This is a genomic window from Escherichia sp. E4742, assembly GCF_005843885.1.
GTDB lineage: Bacteria > Pseudomonadota > Gammaproteobacteria > Enterobacterales > Enterobacteriaceae > Escherichia.
This window is the reverse complement of the sequence record NZ_CP040443.1, coordinates 104,887-126,213: the sequence shown is the minus strand read 5'-3', so window position 1 is coordinate 126,213 and position 21,327 is coordinate 104,887. Positions and strand designations below refer to the sequence as shown.

Here is a 21,327-nt window from a genome sequence, read left to right as displayed (position 1 = left end):
GCTTTATGAAAATTAACATAGTGTTATTTATATTCATGATGATGGTTATACCTGCGAGCTATGCGGCATGTTATGGAGAGTTGTCAGCGCAGCATAATCTGGTTGTTCAGGGGGATTTTGCACTTACTCAAATGCAAACAGCGACATATGAACATAATTTTAATGATTCGTCATGTGTGAGTACGAATACCATTACCCCCATGAGTCCTTCAGATATTATTGTTGGGCTTTATAACGATACTATTAAATTAAATTTACATTTTGAATGGACTAATAAAAACAGCATCACATTATCCAATAACCAGACCAGTTTCACCAGTGGTTATTCAGTAACGGTGACGTCAGCGGCCAGTAACGCGAAAGTGAATGTTTCTGCGGGGGGCGGCGGAGCAGTGATGATTAATGGTGTCGCGACATTATCCAGTGCTTCATCAACAACGCGTGGAAGTGCTGCAGTACAATTTTTACTGTGTTTGCTAGGAGGAAAGTCGTGGGATGCATGTGTGAATAGCTACAGAAATGCATTGGCACAAAATGCAGGTGTCTATTCCTTTAATCTGGCATTATCATATAATCAGATAACGACGACCTGCAAACCTGATGATTTATTAATTACTTTAGAGAGTATTCCCGTTTCACAATTACCAGTCACAGGTAACAAAGCAACAATAAATAGTAAAAAAGGGGATATTATTCTGCGTTGTAAAAACTTATTAGGTCAACAAAATCAAACATCACGGAAAATGCAGGTGTATTTATCAAGTTCTGACTTGTTAACCAGCAGCAACACGATACTGAAAGGTGCGGAAGATAATGGCGTAGGATTTGTTCTTGAAAGTAATGGTTCGCCAGTCACACTTTTAAATATCACTGACAGCAGTAAAGGATACGCAAATTTAAAGGAAATTGCTGCGAAGTCAAAAATTACAGATACAACGGTCTCAATTCCGGTAACAGCCAGTTACTATGTTTATGATAAAAATAAAGTTAAATCTGGCGCACTGAAGGCTACCGCCTTAATCAACGTGAAATACGACTAATAACAAGTAAGACGAGCAAGTGGCTAATAATAAAAAATAATAAGGTGTCTGCATTTCCCCCTCATGATGAGGGGGCTTTTTTTAGCGATGGTAAAATATTTCGCCATCGTAGGCTTTAATGATTTTACCGTCAGTGTCGTTGATCAACACATATGCGCCACCCATATAGGTCCAGTGGGTTCCGGCGTCAGGTGCGGGCAGGTTACGCAACTGCCACTGCTTAATGTTGTACTCATCGGTGCGGTACATCTCTGGAACGGTATCGCCTGGCTTGAAATGCTTGAAGTCAGCAATGAAACTACTCAACTCATACTTTGAAATTCCAGAGGCATTGGTCGAACCCGCAGTGGCCGGCGCGGCCCACGCTACGCTGGTTGCCAGCAACAGCGCACCCAACAATAACTTATTTCTTATGGTCATATACTCTCCACGTTGGGGATCAGTAAAATCAGTCGCATATCTTTCCTGTCATACAATATAACCGACAAGCGATATTTTGTTAGTGATCCCATGATTTCGTAAAAAGTGTAAATGAAAGGATGCAGCAAAAGCATCCTCATTGAGCGAGAAGTGAGCGGAATAAGCTGATTTAAGAATCATCCTGGGCTAAAGGGATAACGAAGCCCAGGTGATTGTTTTATCTCATAATACCCATAAAGCCATGCACTCCCATATACAACCCGACTAAACCAATTAACAGACTGGAAAAATAGGGGGCGCGTTTAGCGAGAGTGTTAAATCCGCTCCAGCGTTTTGCAACCTGCTGAACACTGATTGCTGCGCCAACGCCTACGGTGACCAGCGTTATTGCCAGGCCGATGCTGAAACTGACGACCAGAGTTGCACCCAATGTGAGGGCTTTCAACTGAATGCAAATCAACAACACTGTTATTGCCGCAGGGCAGGGGATAAGCCCGCCGGTTAAGCCAAACAGCAAAATTTGCCAGTTGGTGACCTCTCTACCATCAAAGCGTCGTTTAATGTCACTGGCATGGGCCAGCGCATGAGCATCCTGATACTCGTCGCTCTGACCATGTTCGTGATGATGATCATGCTCGTGGTTGTGGTCGTGATGATGGTCATGATGGTGGTGCTCATGCATATTCTCCAGCCAGTTTTGTTCACCTCGCCAGGTGCGCCAGAACATCCAGAACGCGGTGCCAATAATGATCACCGCGGAAATCAACTGAAGCCACGGCTCCGCTGACTGTGCAGTAAAGCGTTTGCTGATCACCATCCCACCAAAAGCAATCAACCAGACTACTGCCGTATGCGAAATGGTTGCGGCCAGTCCAAGCATCACTGCCTGTTTAATCGTACCTTTAATGGCGATGATAAACGCCGCCATCATCGTTTTTGAGTGCCCCGGCTCCAGGCCATGAAGCGCACCAAGTAAGATGGCGCTGGGAATGAAAAACCAGGCGTTTCCTTGCTGAAGAAGAGTGGTAAATTCGGTCATGATAATAATTCTTAGTATTAATTCGGCGTCCTGATTCTACTCCCCCCCAGTACATGATACTACCCCCCAGTAGATTAATAGTGCTATGATTTTCCATGATCTTGTTAACCAGGTTTTGCCATGTCTCATACCATCCGTGATAAACAGAAACTGAAAGCGCGCGCCAGCAAGATTCAGGGACAGGTCGTCGCGCTCAAGAAAATGCTCGACGAGCCGCATGAATGCGCTGCCGTTCTACAACAGATTGCCGCCATTCGTGGTGCGGTAAACGGCCTGATGCGGGAAGTGATTAAAGGTCATCTAACGGAACACATCGTTCACCAGGGCGATGAGCTAAAGCGTGAAGAAGACCTGGATGTTGTTCTTAAGGTGCTGGATTCGTATATCAAATAGTTTCGTACCGTTATTGCAATACTGCTGTTTTTCCTCGTTTACAACGCGCGCGCCGGACATTAACATCCTCCTCTGCGATTCATTATCGCAACCAAACGACTCGGGGTGCCCTTCTGCGTGAAGGCTGAGAAATACCCGTATCACCTGATCTGGATAATGCCAGCGTAGGGAAGTCACAGACCATCAGGTCATTGCTTCTTCACGTTATGGCAGGAGCAAACTATGCAAGTCGACCTGCTGAGTTCCGCGCAATCTGCGCACGCGTTACACCTCTTTCACCAACACTCTCCCCTTGTGCACTGCATGACCAATGATGTGGTGCAAACCTTTACTGCCAATACTTTACTGGCGCTCGGTGCATCGCCAGCGATGGTTATTGAAACCGAAGAGGCCAGTCAGTTTGCGGCCATCGCCAGTGCCTTGTTGATTAACGTTGGCACACTGACGCAGCCACGTGCGCAGGCGATGCGTGCCGCCGTTGAGCAGGCAACACGATCACAAACGCCCTGGACACTTGATCCGGTTGCGGTTGGTGCGCTCGATTATCGCCGCTGTTTTTGTCATGAACTTTTATCTTTTAAACCGACAGCGATACGCGGTAATGCTTCGGAAATCATTGCATTAGCTGGCATTGCTAATAGTGGACGTGGTGTGGATACCACTGACGACGTAGCTAACGCGTTGCCCGCTGCACAAACTCTGGCACGGGAAACTGGCGCAGTCGTCGTGGTCACTGGCGAGGTAGATTATGTTACCGATGGTCGTCGCACCGTTGGCATTCACGGCGGCGATCCGTTAATGACCAAAGTGGTAGGAACTGGCTGTGCATTATCGGCAGTCGTCGCCGCCAGTTGTGCATTATCGGGTGATACGCTGGAAAATATCGCATCTGCCTGTCACTGGATGAAACAAGCCGGAGAACGCGCAGTCGCCAGAAGCGAGGGGCCGGGTAGTTTTGTTCCACATTTCCTTGACGCGCTCTGGCAGCTGACGCAGGAGGTACAGGCATGAAACGGATTAACGCTCTGACGATAGCAGGTACTGACCCGAGCGGCGGTGCAGGAATTCAGGCCGACCTTAAAACCTTCTCGGCACTTGGCGCTTATGGTTGCTCCGTTATTACTGCACTGGTGGCGCAAAATACCCGTGGCGTACAGTCGGTGTATCGCATTGAGCCTGATTTTGTCGCCGCCCAGCTTGATTCGGTGTTCAGCGATGTGCGAATAGACACCACCAAAATCGGTATGTTGGCGGAAACCGATATCGTTGAAGCGGTGGCAGAACGGCTGCAACGTTATCAGATCCAAAACGTGGTGCTGGATACCGTTATGCTGGCAAAAAGCGGCGATCCGCTGCTTTCACCTTCGGCGGTTGCCACGCTGCGCGGTCGATTATTGCCACAGGTTTCATTAATAACACCAAACTTGCCCGAAGCTGCCGCCTTGCTCGACGCGCCACACGCGCGTAACGAACAGGAAATGCTGGAACAGGGACGTGAATTATTGGCGATGGGCTGTGGCGCAGTGCTGATGAAAGGCGGTCATCTGGATGATGAGCAAAGCCCGGACTGGCTGTTTACCCGCGAAGGTGAACAACGGTTTACCGCACCGCGTATTATGACCAAAAACACCCACGGCACCGGTTGTACCCTCTCTGCGGCGCTGGCTGCACTACGCCCGCGCCATACAAACTGGGCTGACACCGTACAGGAGGCAAAAAGCTGGCTTTCTGCGGCGTTAGCGCAGGCAGACACACTGGAAGTTGGCCACGGGATTGGTCCGGTTCACCACTTTCACGCCTGGTGGTGAGCACCGTACTATAGCTGCTTTGGCATTTTTCAGCTTTTTCGCGCTGAAATTCAGGGATGAAACCAATGCAGCTAAGAATCGCCAGTCGAAAAAAATTCACCGCTTTGATATGCGCTCTGGGGCTAATTTCCATCGTTGCGATTCATCCCCGCCAGACGATGAATTATTTCTATTCGACAGCAATTCAGATTAAAGACTACATCCACTTTTATGGTTATCGCCCGGTCAAATCTTTCGCTATTCGCATTCCTGCCAATTACACCATTCATGGTATTGATGTTTCACGCTGGCAGGAACGGATCGACTGGCAGCGTGTCGCAAAAATGCGCGACAACGGTATCCGCTTACAGTTTGCTTTTATTAAGGCTACGGAAGGCGAAAAGCTGGTTGACCCGTATTTTTCGCGCAACTGGCAAAGGAGCCGTGAAAATGGCCTGCTGCGTGGGGCGTATCACTATTTTTCTCCGTCGGTATCCGCTTCAGTTCAGGCCAGATTATTTCTGCAAACGGTGGATTTTGCCCACGGCGATTTCCCTGCCGTGCTGGACGTAGAAGAGCGAGGAAAATTATCGGCAAAAGAATTACGCAAGCTAGTAAGTCAGTGGCTAAAAATGGTCGAAAAACGCACGGGAAAAAAGCCAATTATTTACTCAGGAGCCGTGTTTTATCACACGAACCTGGCGGGCTATTTCAATGAGTATCCGTGGTGGGTGGCCCACTATTATCAACGTCGCCCGGACAATGACGGCCAGGCCTGGCGTTTTTGGCAGCATTCCGACCGTGGACAGGTGGATGGCATTAATGGTCCAGTGGATTTTAATGTGTTTAATGGCAAGGCGGAGGAGTTGCAGGCTTTCGTTGATGGCATTAAAGAAACGCCTTAAATAACCAGCAGTGATATACTTCCTCCAGACTCCCCGGCAGGAAAAAGACAAATGGAACAAGCGCATACCCAGCTTATCGCTCAACTGAATGAGCGTATTTTAGCGGCGGACAACACGCCGCTTTATATTAAGTTTGCCGAAACGGTAAAAAATGCCGTGCGCAGCGGGGTGCTGGAACATGGCAATATTTTGCCCGGCGAGCGCGATTTAAGTCAGTTAACCGGCGTTTCGCGCATTACGGTGCGCAAAGCGATGCAGGCGCTGGAAGAAGAGGGTGTGGTGACGCGTTCGCGTGGTTACGGCACGCAGATCAACAACATCTTCGAATACTCACTGAAAGAAGCGCGAGGATTTTCTCAACAGGTGGTGTTGCGCGGGAAAAAGCCCGATACGCTGTGGGTTAACAAGCGAGTGGTTAAATGCCCTGAAGAGGTGGCGCAGCAACTGGCGGTCGAAGCGGGCAGTGATGTCTTTTTGCTTAAGCGTATTCGCTATGTCGATGAAGACGCGGTATCCATTGAGGAATCGTGGGTTCCGGCGCATTTAATTCATGATGTTGATGCCATCGGTATTTCTCTCTATGACTACTTTCGCAGTCAGCATATTTTTCCAAAGCGTACCCGTTCCCGTGTTAGCGCCCGAATGCCAGATGCTGAGTTTCAGTCACATATTCAGTTAGATAGCAAAATACCGGTGCTGGTGATCAAGCAAGTGGCACTTGACCAACAGCAACGGCCTATTGAGTACAGCATCAGCCACTGTCGCAGCGATCTATACGTTTTTGTGTGTGAGGAGTAGTTCCTCGCGCGTTGGCGCGCAATCACCGCCGCGATTCCCGACAACCCACGATGCCACTGCATTGCCCAGTAATACGGCATCCGCCAGTGGCAGACCGGATGCCAGCCCGGCCAGTACGCCACCTGCATGACTGTCACCCGCCCCAATGGTGTCTACAACTTGCGTTGGAAATGCGGGAGCGCAGCCTGACGTGTTGTCGCTGAAATACCATGCGCCTTCTTTATCGAGACGAACGATCAACGGCGCGGCAAATTTCTCCTGCCACTGCTTGCCAAGCGTTGTTATCTCTGCGGATAAACGAAAACGTTCGGCAGCAATTTCAGCCTCCTGACGATTGAGTGACACTAAAGGTCGACAGGCCATGAGCCGCGCCAGTAATGCATCCGGGATATCGCCAATACGAGGGCCAAAATCGATAAACGGCGTCACCTCTTGCAGCTCTTCCAGCCATTCCACTAACAATTCGCCGCAGGGCGAGGCCAGTTGATAACCGGAAAAATAGAGCAGGCTGCCAGGCGCAACGCTTAGTCGCGCCAGCCATTCGCGATTCCACTGATTTTCCACGCCGCTGAACGACATAAAAGTGCGTTCGCCATCCGGCTCAACCAGCGCCAGACACCAGCCGTTATCGCCTTCAGCGTTATCGATCAGGCTGATTAACCCCTCTTTCGCCATCCGGTTGCGAATAATCTCCGCCCACACCCCCTGACCGAGCGGCAGGGCATTACCCGCTTCGATGCCGAGGCGCTTTAACGCCACGGCAATATTCAGTGCGCAGCCGCCAACGTTAACGCTCTGCTGTTTCAGTTCAATATCGCACCCGCGCCAGGGCAGAGCGTAAGCGTCGGCGATCACATCAATGACCGCCGCGCCGACGACCATTACCGGCTGACGCGTGGTTAATTCAGGCAGCAGCGTGTGTAATCGAGCGCCGCTCATACCGCCTCCCGTTGTTGACGATATTTCGCCAGCGCCGTGGCATAGCGATTGAAATCAAGCTGATTTACCGCATCCAGTTCCGTCTTTAACGCAGGATCGATAGCGTTAACGCCATGCAATGCGCCACAAATTGCCGTTGCCATGGCGCCGATGGTGTCTGTGTCGCCGCCAAGATTGGCACACAGGACGGCGCAACGGTTCGGATCGCTTTGTGCCAGCTCAACCAGCGCAATGGCGCACGGCACGGACTCAATGGTGCTGGTGCCTGCGCCAACGACCTGATAAAGCTGTTCGCTGGCGGATTCGGTGCCATCGGCATTGCGCACAATTTTCAGCGCAATCTCCAGGCGCGCCGCCAGTGAGGCGCTGAAGGTAGTGATGCGTTTTTGTTGAGCATGTCGCGCAATCGAGGGTAGAGAATCAACAATCGCTGACCAGCTTTCGCCGTCAATGGCACGAGAAATTGCCCATGCAATAACCACCGCCCCCGCAATCGCCAGATCGGATTTATGGGTCGGGCTGGACGCCAGCGCCACATCATCAATAAAGGAATCAACATCACGCGCCGGAAGTAAACACCCCAATGGTGAGACGCGCATCGCCGCACCGTTAGTCACGCCGTTGTTTTCCAGTTCAGCAACGGGTTTACCGTCGCGAATGGCGTTAAGCGCAATCTTCGAGGTCGGGCCTAGCACGTTTTTGTTAAAGGCGTCGAAACGCAGCGCCCAGTCGAGAATATTACGCCCAATCAGATCAGGATCGATCTTGCCTTCACGTTCCAGCAACGCATCCGCCAGACACAGCGCCATCGAGGTATCGTCGGTGAATTCGGCGCGGTTAAAATAACAGGCCGCGTTATTCTCCTTTGGTCCAGGCAGAAAACGGTCAATCCAGCCAAAGTGTGCTTTAACGCGGCTGCGTGGCCAAAGCTCAGAGGGCATCCCCATCGCATCCCCTAACGCCTGCCCGTAAAGAGCACCGAGAATACGTTCTGTTTTCATTTAACTTCCCCTTGTGTCAACGCAATATCGCGATCATCGACCTTGATAGCCGTAATTTCGCTGTCGGATTCGCGGAAAAAAATCATGAACAGCACGGCGATAATGGCAATCATCACCGCGCCAAAAGTCCACATCCCGGCCCAGTTGAAGGTCAGCCCGTTTACCGGTTCCTGATAAGCAAACATCTTCTCCATCATCACTCCGCCAAGACGATAACCGAGCAAACTGCCGAAGCCCTGGCAGCAGAGCGTGATCAGCCCCTGCGCGGCGGTACGCATATGCACGGGGGCTTTTTTATCGACATAGATGTAAGCGGTAACATAGTAAAAATCGTAACTTACGCCGTGCAGCAAAATGCCGAGGAACAGTAACGCGTAGGTAAAATATTCATCCGCACTACCGTAAATAAAGAAGCCATAACGGATCGCAGCGGTGACCAGACCAAGCAATAATACCTTTTTGATACCAAAGCGTTTGGTGAAAAACGGCAATGCCAGCATAAAGAAGATTTCAGAGAACTGTCCGAGCGTCATCCAGCCGGTGGCGTTTTTCATGCCGACTTCAGTCAGATAACCGTTGGCAAAGATGTAATAGAACGCCAGCGGCATCGCAAACAGGAATGAACAGAAGAAAAAGACGAGGAAGTTTTTATCGCGCAGCAGGATAAGCGCATCCAGGCCGAGCATGACTTTAATATCCATTTTGCCGGTGCTTTTTGGCGGCGTATCGGGCAGGAAAAATGCAAACACACCGAGCAATGCGGAGCTTCCTGCGGTAATTAACAGCGGAATATTGGTCGGTGAGATATCGTCATATCCCAGCATCTGAGGCAGGAATCCGCAGACCAGGCCAGAGGCAATCCAGCCTATAGTCCCCAGTACGCGAATGCGCGGAAAATCACGCTCCACATCCGGGACGTTGGCAAACGCGATGCTGTTAGTCAACGCAATGGTAGGCATATAGGTCAGTGAGTAGGCCAGCAGTAACGGGAAGAACCCGGTAAAGGTGGTCTGTTGCGCGGCGAAATACATCAGTACCGCACCGGCGAACATCAACACAGCCAGTACTTTCTGCGCAGAGAAAAAGCGGTCAGTGATGGAGCCAACCAGAATAGGTGACAGGATCGCTGCAATGGCAGTACAGGCATACGACCAGCCAATTTCTCCGGCACTGAAACCGCTTTTACTTAGCCACAGCCACAATGGCACAAACCACGCGCCCCAGGTAAACCATTCAACAAACATCATGAACGACAGCTTTGCTGTTGTTTTCATCTTTTAATTCCTTCATGACAGGTAATGTAAGGTACGCGCTGACAATACCACTTAACAATACCTTTTAAATACCTTTGCGGTGAAAGCTTGACCGCTGTAACACTTTTTCTGATGAATCGTGCCAACAGAAAACGCTGAAAAAACATCCAAAAGATGGCAAAACCAGCCCGTAACGACCAGGATTATGATTGCCCGCAAAAGGTGGGCCAGGACAATCCATAGCCGATATCCAATCGGAATTTACGGGAGCATAGTAATGACAGATATTGCGCAGTTGCTTGGCAAAGACGCCGACAACCTTTTACAGCACCGTTGTATGACTATTCCTTCTGACCAGCTTTATCTCCCCGGACATGATTACGTAGACCGCGTGATGATTGACAATAATCGTCCGCCAGCGGTATTACGTAACATGCAGACGCTCTACAACACCGGGCGTCTGGCTGGCACAGGATATCTTTCTATTCTGCCGGTTGACCAGGGCGTAGAGCACTCTGCCGGAGCTTCATTTGCCGCTAACCCGCTCTACTTTGACCCGAAGAACATTGTGGAACTGGCGATCGAAGCGGGCTGCAACTGTGTGGCGTCAACTTACGGCGTGCTGGCATCGGTATCGCGGCGTTACGCGCACCGCATTCCATTCCTCGTCAAACTTAATCATAACGAGACGCTAAGTTACCCGAACACCTACGATCAAACGCTGTATGCCAGCGTGGAGCAGGCGTTCAACATGGGCGCGGTGGCGGTTGGCGCGACCATCTATTTTGGCTCGGAAGAGTCACGTCGCCAGATTGAAGAAATTTCTGCGGCCTTTGAACGTGCGCACGAGCTGGGCATGGTGACAGTGCTGTGGGCCTATTTGCGTAACTCCGCCTTTAAGAAAGATGGCGTTGATTACCATGTCTCCGCCGACCTGACCGGCCAGGCGAACCATCTGGCGGCGACCATCGGTGCAGATATCGTCAAACAAAAAATGGCGGAAAATAACGGCGGCTATAAAGCGATTAATTACGGTTACACCGACGATCGCGTGTACAGCAAACTGACCAGCGAAAACCCGATTGATCTGGTGCGTTATCAGTTAGCTAACTGCTATATGGGGCGCGCAGGGTTGATTAACTCCGGCGGCGCTGCGGGCGGTGAAACTGACCTTAGTGATGCGGTGCGTACTGCGGTCATCAACAAACGCGCTGGCGGAATGGGGCTGATTCTCGGCCGTAAAGCGTTTAAGAAATCAATGGCTGACGGCGTGAAACTGATTAACGCCGTGCAGGACGTTTATCTCGATAGCAAAATTACTATCGCCTGATGCGTTTCGTTTAGCTGGCCTGGGGCAGCACTGCCCCGTAGGTCGGATAAGGCGTTCGCGCCGCATCCGGCAACCTATACCTGATGCGACGCTGAAGCGTCTTATCATGCCTACACAGCACTACCCCGTATGCCCGATAAGGCGTTTACGCCGCATCCGGCAACCTATGCCTGATGCGACGCTGAAGCGTCTTATCATGCCTACACACAGCACTGCCCCGTAGGCCGGATAAGGCGTTTACGCCGCATCCGGCAACCTATGCCTGATGCGACGCTGAAGCGTCTTATCATGCCTACACAGCACTACCCCGTATGCCGGATAAGGCGTTTACGTCGCATCCGGCAACCTATGCCTGATGCGACGCTGAAGCGTCTTATCATGCCTACATACAGCACTACCCCGTAGGTCGGATAAGGCGTTCACACCGCATCCGACAACCTATGCCTGATGCGACGCTGAAGCGTCTTATCATGCCTACACAGCACTGCCCCGTAGGCCGGAAAAGGCGTTCGCGCCGTATCCGGCATAAAAACACGCGCACTTTGTTACGGCTTCCCCCCGGGAGGCCGTTTTTTTTGCCTTCATTCCTGTATTGGTTTTCATGTTGTCGTTTTTGTGATCGTTATCTCGACATTTAAAAACAAATAATTTCATTATGTTTTGAAATCGAAAATAAACGACAGGATATGAAAATGTACGTGGTATCGACAAAGCAGATGCTAAACAACGCGCAGCGCGGCGGTTACGCGGTTCCTGCATTCAATATTCACAATCTCGAAACGATGCAAGTAGTGGTGGAAACCGCTGCCAACCTGCAGGCACCGGTCATTATCGCTGGAACGCCCGGTACATTTACTCATGCTGGTACAGATAATCTGTTGGCGCTGGTCAGCGCGATGGCGAAGCAATATCACCATCCATTGGCGATTCACCTCGACCATCACACTAATTTTGAAGATATAGCTCAGAAAGTCCGCTCCGGCGTGCGCTCGGTGATGATTGACGCTTCGCATCTGCCTTATGCGCAAAACATTGTTCGAGTCAAAGAAGTGGTGGATTTTTGCCATCGCTTTGATGTCAGCGTCGAAGCGGAGCTGGGGCAGCTGGGCGGCCAGGAAGATGATGTGCAAGTCAATGAAGCTGATGCGTTGTACACCAACCCCGTTCAGGCGCGTGAATTTGCCGAGGCAACCGGGATTGATTCCCTGGCGGTTGCCATCGGCACGGCTCACGGTATGTACGCCAGCGCACCGGCGCTTGATTTTTCTCGACTGGAGAACATTCGCCAGTGGGTGAACTTACCGCTGGTGCTGCATGGCGCGTCAGGATTATCGACTAAGGATATTCAGCAAACCATCAAACTGGGGATATGCAAAATCAACGTTGCAACAGAGCTGAAAAATGCCTTCTCGCAGGCGTTAAAAAATTACCTGACCGAGCACCCTGAAGCGACCGATCCCCGGGATTATTTGCAGTCGGCTAAATCCGCAATGCGCGATGTGGTGAGCAAAGTGATTGCCGATTGTGGCTGCGAGGGCAGGGCATAACGCACCTGCCATTTAACAAGGAAAAAACATGGAAACGTTAATTGCCCGGCATAAAGCTGGTGAACATATCGGCATATGTTCAGTCTGTTCTGCACATCCCCTGGTTATCGAAGCGGCGCTGGCATTTGATCGCAACAGCACGCGCAAAGTGCTGATTGAAGCAACGTCAAACCAGGTCAATCAATTTGGCGGTTATACCGGAATGACACCGGCGGACTTTCGCGAATTTGTTTTTGCGATTGCCGATAAAGTCGGATTTGCACGTGAGCGTATTATTCTCGGCGGCGACCATCTGGGGCCGAACTGCTGGCAGCAAGAAAATGCGGATGCGGCGATGGAAAAATCCGTCGAGCTGGTAAAGGCATATGTTCGTGCGGGGTTCAGTAAAATTCACCTTGATGCGTCAATGTCCTGCGCGGGGGATCCCATACCGTTAGCGCCAGAAACGGTTGCGGAACGAGCTGCAGTGCTTTGCTTTGCTGCGGAAAGTGTGGCGACAGATTGCCAGCGTGAGCAACTGAGCTATGTCATTGGCACCGAAGTTCCGGTTCCGGGCGGTGAGGCCAGCGCCATTCAGTCAGTACACATCACCCAGGTTGAAGATGCCGCCAATACTTTACGCACACATCAAAAGGCCTTTATTGCCCGAGGTCTGGCAGAGGCGTTAACACGCGTGATTGCCATTGTGGTGCAGCCGGGTGTGGAATTTGATCACAGCAATATCATCCATTATCAGCCGCAAGAAGCGCAGGCGCTGGCGCAATGGATAGAAAACACTCGAATGGTTTATGAAGCACATTCTACCGATTACCAAACCCGGACGGCTTATCGGGAATTAGTGCGCGATCACTTTGCAATATTGAAAGTCGGCCCGGCATTAACCTTTGCTTTACGTGAGGCGGTATTTGCGCTGGCACAAATTGAAAAGGAACTTATTGCCCCGGAAAATCGCAGCGGTTGCCTGGCGGTAATTGAAGAAGTGATGCTTGACGAACCACAATACTGGAAAAAATATTATCGTACGGGTTTTAACGATTCATTATTGGATATTCGTTATAGTCTTTCGGATCGTATTCGTTATTACTGGCCGCATAACCGAATTAAAAATAGCGTCGAAACGATGATGGCGAATCTGGAAGGCGTGGACATCCCACTGGGCATGATTAGTCAGTATCTTCCCAAACAATTTGAACGCATTCAGTCCGGGGAATTATCAGCAATACCGCATCAGCTGATTATGGATAAAATTTATGATGTTTTGCGTGCCTATTGCTACGGCTGTGTGGAATAAGGACGGCATATGACAAAGCTCTTTGTTCGTAGCGGGATTTCTTTTGCCGATCGCAGTGAAGCACTGACCCATATCGGCAATGAAATGGTCGCGCAAGGTGTAGTTCATGACTCCTGGCCGCAGGCATTAATTGCCAGAGAGGCGGAATTTCCCACCGGGATAATGCTTGAGCAGCACGCCATTGCAATACCACATTGTGAGGCGATTCATGCCAGGTCGTCAGCCATTTATCTGTTAAGGCCAACAAATAAAGTTCATTTTCAGCAAGCGGATGATGATAACGATGTGGCGGTATCATTGGTTATTGCGTTGATTGTGGAAAATCCGCAGCAGCAATTGAAACTTTTACGCTGTTTATTTGGCAAGTTACAACAGCCCGATATCGTCGAGACACTAATCACTCTTCCTGAAACCCAGTTAAAGGAATACTTCACAAAGTATGTTTTAGATTCAGACGAATAAATCCCTCTGTAACAATAAAAAGGACTATTTATGAAACGCAAGATTATTGTCGCTTGCGGAGGCGCGGTTGCGACCTCTACGATGGCGGCGGAAGAAATTAAAGAGTTGTGTCAGAGTCATAATATTCCTGTTGAATTAATCCAGTGTCGGGTTAATGAAATAGAAACCTATATGGATGGCGTGCATTTGATATGCACCACTGCCAAAGTGGATCGTAGTTTTGGCGATATTCCGTTAGTTCACGGCATGCCTTTTATTTCTGGTGTCGGTATCGAAGCATTACAAAATAAAATTCTGACTATCTTACAGGGGTGACCTATGTTTTCAGAAGTCATGCGTTATATTCTCGACCTCGGCCCTACGGTCATGTTGCCGATTGTCATCATTCTTTTTTCTAAAATATTAGGCATGAAGGCAGGCGATTGCTTTAAAGCGGGTCTGCATATCGGGATTGGCTTTGTTGGCATTGGCCTGGTGATTGGCTTAATGCTGGATTCCATTGGCCCAGCGGCGAAAGCGATGGCGGAAAATTTTGACTTAAATCTGCATGTGGTCGATGTCGGCTGGCCGGGCTCTTCACCAATGACCTGGGCGTCGCAAATCGCGCTGGTGGCGATTCCGATTGCGATTCTGGTTAACGTGGCAATGCTACTGACCCGTATGACGCGGGTGGTGAATGTTGATATCTGGAATATCTGGCATATGACCTTCACCGGCGCGTTGCTGCATCTGGCAACCGGTTCATGGATGATTGGGATGGCGGGTGTGGTAATTCACGCGGCGTTTGTTTATAAGCTCGGCGACTGGTTTGCCCGCGATACCCGTGATTTCTTTGAGCTGGAAGGCATTGCTATTCCACACGGTACGTCGGCGTATCTGGGACCAATAGCGGTACTGGTGGATGCCATTATCGAGAAAATCCCTGGCGTTAACCGAATTAAATTTAGCGCTGACGATATTCAGCGCAAATTTGGTCCTTTTGGCGAACCTGTCACCGTGGGTTTTGTGATGGGGCTGATTATCGGCATCCTCGCGGGTTACGATGTCAAAGGTGTATTGCAACTGGCGGTAAAAACGGCGGCAGTCATGCTGCTGATGCCACGGGTGATTAAACCCATCATGGATGGCTTAACACCTATTGCGAAGCAGGCTCGCAGCCGTTTGCAGGCGAAGTTCGGCGGTCAGGAGTTCCTGATTGGCCTTGATCCGGCATTGCTGCTGGGGCATACGGCGGTAGTATCGGCAAGCCTGATTTTTATCCCGCTCACCATTTTGATTGCTGTTTGTGTTCCGGGTAATCAGGTGCTGCCGTTTGGCGATCTTGCAACTATCGGCTTCTTTGTGGCGATGGCAGTCGCCGTGCATCGCGGAAACTTGTTCCGCACCCTAATCTCGGGCGTCATCATCATGAGCATCACCCTTTGGATTGCGACGCAAACTATTGGTCTGCACACTCAACTGGCTGCCAATGCGGGCGCATTAAAAGCCGGAGGTATGGTGGCTTCGATGGATCAGGGCGGTTCTCCCATTACCTGGTTATTGATTCAGGTTTTCTCCCCGCAAAATATTCCCGGTTTCATTATTATCGGCGCCATTTATCTCACCGGTATTTTCATGACCTGGCGTAGAGCGCGCGGCTTTACCAAACAAGAGAAAGCCGCTATCGCAGAATGATTTTTACCTGAGGGGGAGGTTATCCCCCTTAACAATCAGGAGTTTTTATGAAATCAGTGGTGAATGATACTGATGGTGTCGTGCGCGTTGTAGAAAAAGTTATTCCTGAAATTAATCATCAGGATGAGGTGCGGGTAAAAATTGCCAGCTCGGGGGTATGTGGTTCCGATTTACCCAGAATTTTTAAAAATGGTGCACATTATTATCCAATAACGTTAGGCCATGAATTTAGTGGCTATATTGATGCGGTGGGACCCGGTGTTGATGATTTACAACCTGGCGATGCAGTTGCCTGTGTGCCGTTATTACCCTGTTTTAATTGCCCGGAGTGTCTGAAAGGGTTTTATTCCCAGTGTGCGAAATATGATTTTATTGGTTCGCGACGTGATGGTGGATTTGCCGAATATATTGTCGTTAAGCGAAAAAATGTTTTTCCACTACCCGCGGATATGCCTATTGAGGATGGGGCTTTTATTGAACCGATTACCGTTGGCCTGCATGCTTTCCATTTAGCGCAAGGTTGTGAGAATAAAAACGTTATTATTATTGGTGCCGGAACCATTGGCCTGCTGGCAATTCAGTGCGCTGTCGCGCTGGGGGCAAAGAGTGTGACGGCTATCGACATTAGCCCAGAAAAACTGGCACTGGCAAAATCCTTCGGCGCGATGCAAACATTTAACAGTAGCGAAACGAGCGCGGCGCAAATGCAGAGCGTTTTACGCGAACTGCGCTTCAACCAGCTTATCCTCGAGACAGCAGGCGTACCGCAAACCGTCGAACTGGGGGTGGAAATCGCCGGGCCTCACGCACAACTGGCACTGGTGGGAACGTTACATCAGGATCTGCATTTAACATCCGCGACATTTGGCAAAATATTGCGTAAAGAGCTGACGGTTATCGGCAGTTGGATGAACTACTCCAGCCCGTGGCCTGGGCAGGAGTGGGAAACGGCGAGCCGGTTGCTGACAGAACGTAAGTTAAGCCTGGAGCCATTAATCGCTCACCGTGGAAGCTTTGAAAGCTTCGCCCAGTCGGTGCGTGACATCGCTCGCAATACCATGCCGGGTAAAGTGTTGCTCATTCCCTGAAACCGTGGGCCAGCGTGATGCTGGCCCGGTATTGTGCAAAACAGATCATTCACCAATGGTCCCCCTTCGTTTACACTAGTCACAATTGAATATGGGTAAATGACGATGAATTCATTCGAGCGAAGGAATAAGATCATCCAATTAGTGAATGAACAGGGAACCGTGCTTGTTCAGGATCTGGCGGGAATATTTGCTGCATCGGAAGCGACAATTCGAGCCGATTTGCGCTTTCTCGAACAAAAAGGCGTGGTCACGCGCTTTCATGGCGGTGCGGCGAAAATAATGTCCGGTAATAGTGAAACCGAGGCGCAGGAAGTCGGGTTTAAAGAGCGGTTTCAGTTAGCCAGCGCACCGAAAAACAGAATTGCGCAGGCGGCAGTAAAAATGATCCACGAAGGCATGACGGTTATCCTCGATAGCGGAAGTACGACAATGCTTATCGCTGAAGGGTTAATGACTGCTAAAAATATCACGGTGATCACCAATAGCCTTCCTGCTGCATTTGCCCTTTCTGAAAATAAAGACATCACTTTGGTGGTTTGTGGTGGTACGGTGCGCCATAAAACGCGATCTATGCATGGATCTATTGCTGAACGTTCCCTGCAGGATATTAATGCCGATTTAATGTTTGTGGGTGCTGATGGGATTGATGCGGTTAATGGTATTACGACCTTTAATGAAGGTTATTCCGTTAGTGGTGCTATGGTGACAGCGGCGAATAAAGTTATCGCAGTTCTCGACTCAACAAAATTTAACCGTCGTGGATTTAATCAGGTACTGCCAATCGAAAAAATCGATATTATTATTACCGATGATGCCGTATCAGAGGTCGATAAATTGGCATTGCAGAAGACACGGGTGAAATTAATTACGGTGTAGTATTGTTCTGTAGGCCGGATAAGGTGTTTACACCGCATCCGGCATAACTGATTTTCCCTAATTCAAGAGAGAATAATTTGATTAACGCAATAACGGACAATCCGGTGGTAATCGACAACGCAGCGCCGCCGGAAGTATTTCAATATGAAAGTTTTGTCCACTCAACGGTTCGCCATCCAGATTAAAGGTGATTTCATGCGGTGCTTGTATCTCGAACCATGCTGAAGCGCCATCAATAATATTCGGGTTTTCTTCGTCAGGTTTTAAGGTTGAGAAGAGAGCTGGAAGAATTTCATCGCCAGTGAAAATACGCAGTTGTAACAAACCATCATTGATCAGCGCATTTGGGCACAGTTGCTGACCGCCACCGGCCTGACGCCCGTTACCAATACCAATGACCAGGGCGTCACCTTGCCAGTGAAAGTTTTCACCGCGGATTTCACAACGATCTGGTTGTAACGTGTCCATGCGCATTAAGCCGTGAATGATGTAAGAGACGCCCCCTAGTGCGGATTTTAATTTTTCCGGTGTTTCGGTGGTGATGCGCGTACCAAACCCGCCCGTCGCCATGTTGATAAAACAGGTTTGTTTGTTGACCTGCGCCATATCAATCGCAATAGCGTTACCGGCAATCGCCAGTTTCAACGCCTTATCCAGCGCCTCAGGGATCCCCACGCTTGTGGCGAAATCATTCGCTGTACCTAGCGGCAAAATCCCCAAAGCAGGAATGTCATCGCCTTCACACTGAATCAACGCCGTTGAGACTTCATTAATGGTGCCATCGCCACCGCCTGCTATCACCGTCGCGACGCCAAGTTGGCACGCTTCAGTCACAAAACGCGCGGCATCACCTTTCTCCCAGGTGACCCGTACATGGATCGTTATTCCTTCCTCACGCAACAGCATAATCGCCTCGCGCAATGTTTCATTGTCAGCACTTTTGCCGTTAAGAATCAGCAAACTGGCGGGAAAATCGACCATCGTCGTATGCCTTTATTATTGATCTTTAGAAAGTGTAGAGCAGAAAAGAGAAGGTGGAGTCAGAACAGGATGAAAGTCGTGGTGCAAAAAAATAAGCCTGCGTAAGGGAGATTACACAGGCTAAGGAGGTGGTTCCTGGTACAGCTAGCATTTTATGGGTTATGTTTTTCAGCGAAACGGATGATAACCTTAATAAATGCAGCTGTATGTGATCGGTTTCTAAGAATTTTCTATCTGGGAAAAATACTTGAAATTAATCACTTGCCGTGCGGGTTACGCGTGGTTTCCCCAGAGAAATTACGCATCAGCAGCGCGTAGTTCAGTTCGAGATCCTGCGGGACCGGGATCCACACAGTATAACCATCGCCCGGCGCAACCTGCATCGCTTCGCCTTTGGCGTTTTCCATATGCTCAAGGGTAAAGTTGATATTGCCCTGTGGAGTCATCAGCTCAAGGCTGTCGCCAACGGAGAATTTGTTTTTAACCGCTACCGCCGCGAGGTCGCCTTTACGCTCACCGGTAAACTCACCAACAAACTGCTGGCGGTCAGAAACGGAATAACCGTATTCGTAGTTCTGATAATCATCATGCGTATGGCGACGCAGGAAACCTTCGGTATAGCCGCGATGCGCCAGACCTTCCAGCGTCTCCAGCAGGCTGGTGTCGAACGGTTTGCCCGCAGCGGCATCATCGATAGCTTTACGATAAACCTGCGCGGTGCGTGCACAATAGTAGAAAGATTTGGTGCGGCCTTCGATTTTCAGCGAATGCACGCCCATTTTAGTCAGGCGTTCAACGTGGGCGATAGCGCGCAGATCTTTCGAGTTCATGATGTAAGTGCCGTGTTCGTCTTCAAACGCGGTCATATACTCACCCGGACGCTGGGCCTCTTCGATCATAAACACTTTGTCGGTTGGCGCGCCGATACCCAGCGTCGGTTCAACGTTTTGCACCGGAATCGGCTCGTATTTGTGTACGATGTTGCCGACGTCATCTTCTTTACCTTCCTGGACGTTGTACTCCCAGCGGCAGGCGTTGGTGCAGGTGCCCTGGTTCGGGTCGCGTTTGTTGATATAGCCAGAGAGCAGGCAGCGACCGGAGTAGGCCATGCACAGTGCGCCGTGAACGAAGATTTCGAGCTCCATATCCGGCACCTGATTGCGGATCTCTTCAATCTCTTCCAGTGATAGTTCACGGGAGAGGATCACGCGGGTCAGGCCCATTTGCTGCCAGAATTTTACCGTCGCCCAGTTTACGGCGTTAGCCTGCACGGAAAGGTGGATCGGCATTTCAGGGAAGTGCTCACGCACCAGCATAATCAGCCCAGGATCGGACATAATCAGCGCATCCGGCCCCATTTCCACTACCGGTTTCAGGTCACGGATAAAGGTTTTCAGCTTAGCGTTGTGCGGCGCAATGTTGACCACGACATAAAACTTTTTCCCCAGCGCATGGGCTTCGTTGATGCCGAGCTGAAGATTTTCGTGGTTGAATTCGTTGTTGCGCACACGCAGGGAGTAACGCGGCTGGCCCGCATAAACAGCATCTGCGCCATAAGCGAAAGCGTAACGCATATTTTTCAGCGTTCCCGCCGGGGAAAGGAGTTCCGGTTTAAACATAATTCTCTCGTTCTGATGACAGGTCAGATCCGCTTCACCTGATGAAGCGGTTAGGGGAGTGTCCCCACTTTAAGGGCGGGCATTGTAGCGCAATCGGTGGGGTTGGCTCCAGTGCAAATGTCTGGTCGTTTTCTGGTTTTGGTAAGGATGCGAATAACGATAATTTCTTCGGCACTTGCAGGAAATAAATAACGTGGCGTTCAAAAAGAAGAACAAAAATTCTTTCACCTAATATGAAACTTATCCGCCCATTATTTTAATGGCGCGGATTGATCCTTAGCATCAATAAGTCAGTGTTTTTTAGAAATAAAGCCAGGCGCGTCATCCGCGCCCGGCACAATGATTAAGTCTTATCTTTCACCGTCTGGCTTACGCCATTGGTTTTTACAGAGGCAATTCCGACTTCGCGTGATTGAGCGGTAGCATACATCTGGCTGGAGCCAATTATCTGATGATTGGCCGCTTTCAGATTGAAATAAAACTTGCCGTTGCTCGCCGTCTTTTTCTCATAGCGTTCATCCTGCGGACTGTTGCTTTGTACCGAGGCGATGCCCTTTTCCGCAGAGGCTTTTGAGGCATACAATTCGCTTGTGAGAATGGTTTCTCCGTTCCCCGCTTTTAACACAAAACGGAACTGATTATCACTGCTCTTATTAAGTTCAAACCAACCAGCCATATTGACTCCTTGCTTGAAATTGCGTATCGAAAACAGTATGTAACGATTTAAGTATGGGTGATATTCAGGTGGTTGCCAATCAGGGGAATACCCTCTAATACATGGGGGAGATTACTGATAAATATGCTGAAATCTGAATACGAGCACGGCTTTATCCCTCTCTTTTTCAGAGAGGGTTATAATACTCAGTGGGCGACGGAACGGT

The 21,327-nt window shown here is 49.8% G+C and carries 22 protein-coding genes and 1 riboswitch; of the genes, 14 read left to right on the top strand and 8 right to left on the bottom strand.

Going from position 1 to position 21,327, the window contains the following annotated elements; all coding sequences use genetic code 11:
• The first annotated feature begins 5 nt into the window (after positions 1 to 5).
• Positions 6 to 1,040, top strand: a complete 1,035-nt coding sequence (locus tag FEM44_RS00755; RefSeq protein WP_135521966.1) for a putative fimbrial-like adhesin protein — start codon at positions 6 to 8, stop codon at positions 1,038 to 1,040.
• Between the two features lie 81 nt (positions 1,041 to 1,121).
• Here FEM44_RS00755 and rcnB read toward each other — a convergent pair whose 3' ends face one another.
• Positions 1,122 to 1,460: a Ni(II)/Co(II) efflux transporter accessory subunit RcnB gene (gene rcnB / locus FEM44_RS00750; RefSeq protein WP_000155512.1), complete on the bottom strand. Its 339-nt coding sequence runs from the start codon at positions 1,458 to 1,460 to the stop codon at positions 1,122 to 1,124.
• Between the two features lie 217 nt (positions 1,461 to 1,677).
• Positions 1,678 to 2,499 carry a nickel/cobalt efflux protein RcnA gene (locus tag FEM44_RS00745; RefSeq protein ID WP_135521968.1) on the bottom strand — a complete coding sequence of 274 codons (822 nt, stop codon included), beginning with the start codon at positions 2,497 to 2,499 and terminating at the stop codon, positions 1,678 to 1,680.
• A gap of 120 nt (positions 2,500 to 2,619) precedes the next feature.
• Here FEM44_RS00745 and rcnR point away from each other — a divergent pair, with 120 nt between their 5' ends.
• The 5 genes from rcnR to FEM44_RS00720 all read left to right on the top strand — a co-directional run bounded on the left by rcnR (position 2,620) and on the right by FEM44_RS00720 (position 6,382).
• Complete coding sequence (gene rcnR / locus FEM44_RS00740) at positions 2,620 to 2,892, top strand: Ni(II)/Co(II)-binding transcriptional repressor RcnR (RefSeq protein WP_000019944.1); 273 nt, start codon at positions 2,620 to 2,622, stop codon at positions 2,890 to 2,892.
• Positions 2,893 to 2,983: 91 nt separating this feature from the next.
• A riboswitch (TPP riboswitch) is annotated at positions 2,984 to 3,080 on the top strand.
• Between the two features lie 34 nt (positions 3,081 to 3,114).
• Entirely contained in the window at positions 3,115 to 3,903 is a 789-nt protein-coding gene (gene thiM, locus FEM44_RS00735; protein WP_135521970.1) for a hydroxyethylthiazole kinase, read from the top strand.
• Positions 3,900 to 4,700 (top strand): bifunctional hydroxymethylpyrimidine kinase/phosphomethylpyrimidine kinase, encoded by an 801-nt coding sequence (thiD, locus tag FEM44_RS00730; RefSeq protein ID WP_130257549.1) that lies wholly within the window; start codon positions 3,900 to 3,902, stop codon positions 4,698 to 4,700. The genes thiM and thiD overlap by 4 nt, the downstream gene beginning before the upstream one ends.
• 65 nt (positions 4,701 to 4,765) lie before the next feature.
• Positions 4,766 to 5,584 (top strand): glycoside hydrolase family 25 protein, encoded by an 819-nt coding sequence (locus tag FEM44_RS00725; RefSeq protein WP_135521972.1) that lies wholly within the window; start codon positions 4,766 to 4,768, stop codon positions 5,582 to 5,584.
• Between the two features lie 51 nt (positions 5,585 to 5,635).
• Positions 5,636 to 6,382, top strand: coding sequence for a GntR family transcriptional regulator (locus FEM44_RS00720; protein ID WP_115424782.1), 747 nt, complete (start codon positions 5,636 to 5,638; stop codon positions 6,380 to 6,382).
• Here FEM44_RS00720 and FEM44_RS00715 read toward each other — a convergent pair.
• From FEM44_RS00715 to FEM44_RS00705, 3 genes are read right to left on the bottom strand one after another with little or no spacing between them, the layout of a single operon-like run.
• Positions 6,356 to 7,321, bottom strand: coding sequence for a carbohydrate kinase family protein (locus FEM44_RS00715; protein ID WP_135521974.1), 966 nt, complete (start codon positions 7,319 to 7,321; stop codon positions 6,356 to 6,358). The genes FEM44_RS00720 and FEM44_RS00715 overlap by 27 nt on opposite strands.
• A complete protein-coding gene (locus FEM44_RS00710) occupies positions 7,318 to 8,322 on the bottom strand; it encodes an ADP-ribosylglycohydrolase family protein (protein WP_138158834.1) in 1,005 nt (334 codons plus the stop codon). The genes FEM44_RS00715 and FEM44_RS00710 overlap by 4 nt, the downstream gene beginning before the upstream one ends.
• Complete coding sequence (locus FEM44_RS00705) at positions 8,319 to 9,596, bottom strand: nucleoside permease (RefSeq protein ID WP_135521976.1); 1,278 nt, start codon at positions 9,594 to 9,596, stop codon at positions 8,319 to 8,321. The genes FEM44_RS00710 and FEM44_RS00705 overlap by 4 nt, the downstream gene beginning before the upstream one ends.
• Positions 9,597 to 9,852: 256 nt before the next feature.
• On the opposite strand from FEM44_RS00705, the gene fbaB reads away from it, so the two are divergent.
• The 8 genes from fbaB to FEM44_RS00665 all read left to right on the top strand — a co-directional run bounded on the left by fbaB (position 9,853) and on the right by FEM44_RS00665 (position 17,846).
• Positions 9,853 to 10,905 carry a class I fructose-bisphosphate aldolase gene (gene fbaB / locus FEM44_RS00700; RefSeq protein WP_000129551.1) on the top strand — a complete coding sequence of 351 codons (1,053 nt, stop codon included), beginning with the start codon at positions 9,853 to 9,855 and terminating at the stop codon, positions 10,903 to 10,905.
• Between the two features lie 692 nt (positions 10,906 to 11,597).
• Positions 11,598 to 12,452 carry a tagatose-bisphosphate aldolase subunit GatY gene (gene gatY, locus FEM44_RS00695; RefSeq protein ID WP_135521980.1) on the top strand — a complete coding sequence of 285 codons (855 nt, stop codon included), beginning with the start codon at positions 11,598 to 11,600 and terminating at the stop codon, positions 12,450 to 12,452.
• Positions 12,453 to 12,480: 28 nt separating this feature from the next.
• Entirely contained in the window at positions 12,481 to 13,743 is a 1,263-nt protein-coding gene (gene gatZ / locus FEM44_RS00690) for a tagatose-bisphosphate aldolase subunit GatZ (protein ID WP_135521983.1), read from the top strand.
• Between the two features lie 9 nt (positions 13,744 to 13,752).
• A complete protein-coding gene (gene gatA, locus FEM44_RS00685) occupies positions 13,753 to 14,205 on the top strand; it encodes a PTS galactitol transporter subunit IIA (RefSeq protein ID WP_135521985.1) in 453 nt (150 codons plus the stop codon).
• A gap of 30 nt (positions 14,206 to 14,235) precedes the next feature.
• Positions 14,236 to 14,520 (top strand): PTS galactitol transporter subunit IIB, encoded by a 285-nt coding sequence (gene gatB / locus FEM44_RS00680; RefSeq protein ID WP_033805236.1) that lies wholly within the window; start codon positions 14,236 to 14,238, stop codon positions 14,518 to 14,520.
• Positions 14,521 to 14,523: 3 nt separating this feature from the next.
• Positions 14,524 to 15,879 (top strand): PTS galactitol transporter subunit IIC, encoded by a 1,356-nt coding sequence (locus tag FEM44_RS00675; RefSeq protein ID WP_135521987.1) that lies wholly within the window; start codon positions 14,524 to 14,526, stop codon positions 15,877 to 15,879.
• Between the two features lie 47 nt (positions 15,880 to 15,926).
• Entirely contained in the window at positions 15,927 to 16,967 is a 1,041-nt protein-coding gene (gatD, locus tag FEM44_RS00670; protein ID WP_135521989.1) for a galactitol-1-phosphate 5-dehydrogenase, read from the top strand.
• Between the two features lie 105 nt (positions 16,968 to 17,072).
• A complete protein-coding gene (locus tag FEM44_RS00665; RefSeq protein ID WP_205712905.1) occupies positions 17,073 to 17,846 on the top strand; it encodes a DeoR/GlpR family DNA-binding transcription regulator in 774 nt (257 codons plus the stop codon).
• An 81-nt stretch (positions 17,847 to 17,927) separates the two neighbouring features.
• Here FEM44_RS00665 and yegS read toward each other — a convergent pair whose 3' ends face one another.
• From yegS to FEM44_RS00650, 3 genes are all read right to left on the bottom strand, one after another.
• The gene (gene yegS / locus FEM44_RS00660; protein ID WP_135521991.1) at positions 17,928 to 18,827 is read right to left on the bottom strand and encodes a lipid kinase YegS; all 900 of its coding nucleotides are present in this window, start codon (positions 18,825 to 18,827) and stop codon (positions 17,928 to 17,930) included.
• A gap of 257 nt (positions 18,828 to 19,084) precedes the next feature.
• Positions 19,085 to 20,446 carry a prephenate-dependent tRNA uridine(34) hydroxylase TrhP gene (trhP, locus tag FEM44_RS00655; protein ID WP_135521992.1) on the bottom strand — a complete coding sequence of 454 codons (1,362 nt, stop codon included), beginning with the start codon at positions 20,444 to 20,446 and terminating at the stop codon, positions 19,085 to 19,087.
• A 343-nt stretch (positions 20,447 to 20,789) separates the two neighbouring features.
• Positions 20,790 to 21,122 (bottom strand): YegP family protein, encoded by a 333-nt coding sequence (locus tag FEM44_RS00650; RefSeq protein ID WP_064526966.1) that lies wholly within the window; start codon positions 21,120 to 21,122, stop codon positions 20,790 to 20,792.
• Positions 21,123 to 21,327: the final 205 nt, after the last annotated feature.